Origin of the sequence: Streptomyces anandii JCM 4720 (assembly GCF_014650655.1) — a bacterium.
GTDB lineage: Bacteria > Actinomycetota > Actinomycetes > Streptomycetales > Streptomycetaceae > Streptomyces > Streptomyces anandii.
In genome coordinates, this window is sequence record NZ_BMVJ01000001.1 from 356,672 (window position 1) to 359,170 (window position 2,499).

At 70.1% G+C, this 2,499-nt stretch carries 2 protein-coding genes; one reads left to right on the forward strand and one right to left on the reverse strand.

Annotated elements, in window-relative coordinates; translation table 11 throughout:
* Nucleotides 1-90: 90 nt before the first annotated feature.
* A complete protein-coding gene (locus IE249_RS01625; RefSeq protein ID WP_189702934.1) occupies nucleotides 91-1,191 on the reverse strand; it encodes a hypothetical protein in 1,101 nt (366 codons plus the stop codon).
* Nucleotides 1,192-1,970: 779 nt separating this feature from the next.
* Between IE249_RS01625 and IE249_RS35845 the strand changes: the two genes are divergently transcribed.
* Nucleotides 1,971-2,499 (forward strand): alpha-amylase family glycosyl hydrolase (locus tag IE249_RS35845; RefSeq protein WP_268249660.1); only part of this gene is annotated, 529 nt, incomplete at its 3' end.

The window sequence follows — 2,499 nt, forward strand, 5'->3', positions numbered from 1 at the left end:
ACCCCGCCGAGGAGAAGAGGAACCTGGAGAGATTCGGAGTGTCGACGGTCCAGGTACGTTCAGAGATTTCCGTGGCCGAATTGCTGAAATCTATTCCATCTCCTCGGCCTTCTTGACCCAGCCGCCAGATTCGATCCCCGAATATTCGTCGAGCTGCGCGGCGGCCCGCAGGCAGTGCAGCGACGGAGGGCCGAGAATCCAGAAGAGATCTCCGGCCGGTACGACGTCGGCCAGTCTGGGAATGAGCTGTGCGATCCTCGCCGGTGCGTCGGCCATCTTCTCGTTCCGCAGCTGGGTGAATACCTCGAGGAAGTCGCTGTCCCTCTCCTGCGACTTCCAGAAGTTCTTGACGCCCTCGGCGCCCCACTCCTTGGGGAGCAGATCCCCGACATGCCTGCCGACCGCGGCCTCGGGGACGAACTCGAACACGGAGTCGGTGCACCGTACGGCCGCCTCGCCGAGCCGCACGTCGGGCAGACTCCGGGCGGAGAGATACTTCTCCACCTTCCGCCTGGCTTGATCGAGCCGGCCGTGCAGCTTCTTCCGCGCCTGGTCCCGGTCCTCGTCCGACGCTCCGGAACGGTCGGCGTCGTCCAGCGACGAACTGGCGTCGTGCGTGGCCCGCGCCACGTCCTTGCGGCCCTCGCCGGACGTGCCCGGGTCGGTGATCATGCGCAGTTGGTTCGCCAGGGAGCGCGCGATCCCCAACGACTCCGTGTCCTGCGGGTCCGTTCGCGCCCCGCGGATCCGGCGCGCGTCGCCCGGGCTTCCCGGCGCTCGGCCGGTGGCCACGGAGGCCACGTCGTGCACGATGCCCGCGAGGTCCTCCCTCAGCCCTTGCGGCGTCCGGCGGTCGCCGATCACGCCGAGAACGGATGCCGACCCCTCCGCGATCAGGAAGACCGCGCGCCGGTCCTGGACCGGTGTCCCGGGGTCGTTCCCCGCGCCCAGGGTGGAGACCACCTGTCTCACGAGACCGGTCAGCTGCTCCCGCAGTGCGGGAGGCGTCCCGGGGCGGCTGATCACGTCCAGGGTGGAGCTGACCGCCTGGGCACCTCGGATGACCGCGTCACGGTCCTGCGGCGGGGTGTGCGGGGTCTCGACCGCGCGCAGCGTGGCGGTCAGTTGCTCGACGCTCGCCACCAGCTCCGCGGGGGCTTTCTGCTTCTTCTCGTTCAGCTCCCCCGTCACCTGTTCGGTCGCCTTCTTCTGCAGCGACGAGGCCTGGTACGCCGGTGAGTCGCCTTCGGCGGGACCGTCCGGGTCCGGCGAGTCACTCGGTTGCGCTGTTCCGTCCGGCTTCGAGGGCGTGCTCGGTGTGGACGGCCGCGGCGGTGGCGCGGTGGGACTGTTCGGCGTCGACGGTCCGGGCGGCGGCGGGTTCGGTGGAGTGCTCGGCGTGGGAGCGGGAGGAGGCGACGGCGGGGGCTCGGACGGGGGAGGCGCCGGATCGGCCGGTGAATCCGCCGCAGTTTCGCCGCCGAACCGGGGCACGAGCGTGGCGGTCACCGGACCCGCCGGCAGCGCGAGTGCCGCTGTGAGGGCGGATGCGCTGGTCAGGCGGAGGAGCCGGCGCCTGGTGGTTCTGGCCATCGTGGATCCTGGCGGGCTCTGCGGCGTCCTGCTGGTCCGAAAACCGTCACAACAGCCACTCTTCACCTGTTCGGCGGATACCGCCAATCGTCCGCCGGGGTGCGAAGCCCTCGACGCGCAACGCCAGTTGAACGGTCAATATGTGCGCTCGTCAACTGACGGGCGTGCTTACGGACTTCGGCCGGTCCTGCGGAAAGACTCCGGCCAATGGGGAGACCGGCGCCCGGGAGGCCCCGGGAGACGGAAGGGCCGGTGAGCGGTGAGTCCGTGAAAGTTCTTACCGTCACTTTCACGCCTCTTGCTGCAACCCTTTCGCGGACGGTACGGTCCCCGCGGGGTCGGACCCAATGAGCCGTAATCGCAAGGAGTTCCCGCCTGTGATACCGAGATGGCCGGCGCCCGGCGGGCGCCGTACCGCCCACGTCAGACGGGCAGCGGCCGTCACCGCCGCCGCCCTCGCCGCCGCGCTGATCCAGCCCCTGGCCGCGTCGGCCGCCACGCCGCCGCCCGCGCCGCCCTCGGACGCGCGGCTGGCCGCCCAGCCCACCCGGCACGACGACACGCGCGAGCAGTTCTACTTCGTCATGCCGGACCGTTTCGCCAACGGCGACACCGCCAACGACAAGGGCGGGCTGACCGGTTCCCGGCTCGCCACCGGCTACGACCCCACCGACAAGGGCTTCTACCAGGGCGGCGACCTCAAGGGCCTGACCAAGCGGCTCGACTACATCAAGGGCCTGGGCACCACCGCCATCTGGCTCGCCCCCATCTTCAAGAACCAGCCCGTGCAGGGCACCGGCAAGGACGCCTCCGCCGGCTACCACGGCTACTGGATCACCGACTTCACCAAGGTCGACCCGCACTTCGGCACCAACGCCGACCTCACCGCCCTCATCTCCAAGGCGC